Origin of the sequence: Duganella sp. CY15W (genome assembly GCF_009857555.1) — a bacterium.
Lineage (GTDB): Bacteria > Pseudomonadota > Gammaproteobacteria > Burkholderiales > Burkholderiaceae_D > Rugamonas > Rugamonas sacchari.
Genome location: NZ_WWCQ01000027.1, coordinates 1 through 358 on the forward strand (window position 1 = coordinate 1; position 358 = coordinate 358).

Annotated in this window: 1 tRNA gene; it reads left to right on the forward strand. The window is 46.9% G+C overall.

From position 1 onward, the window contains the following. Positions 1-51 precede the first annotated feature (51 nt). Positions 52-127 (forward strand) — tRNA-Ala (locus GTP58_RS30890). The last annotated feature ends 231 nt before the right edge of the window (positions 128-358 follow it).

Below are 358 nucleotides of genomic sequence, written 5' to 3' on the forward strand. Positions count from 1 at the left end.
TGGTTCGAGTCCAACCAGCCCTACCAGTTGCCGGTATCTGTCGTACCCATAGGGGGATTAGCTCAGCTGGGAGAGCACCTGCTTTGCAAGCAGGGGGTCGTCGGTTCGATCCCGTCATCCTCCACCAAATACCTGTTTTTACGTAAGCCAGCCACTGGCTTGGGTTTAGGTAAAAGCAGTATCGTTCTTTAACAATCTGGAAGAAGTAAAGTTTTATTTAAGCGTGTAAGCAATTACACACTTAGGGTAGTAAAACTCATCATCACAAAGTAGTAAATGCTTGCCTATAGCCGTCAAGGTTATAGGGACAAGTGAATAAGTGCACATGGCGGATGCCTTGGCGATTACAGGCGATGAA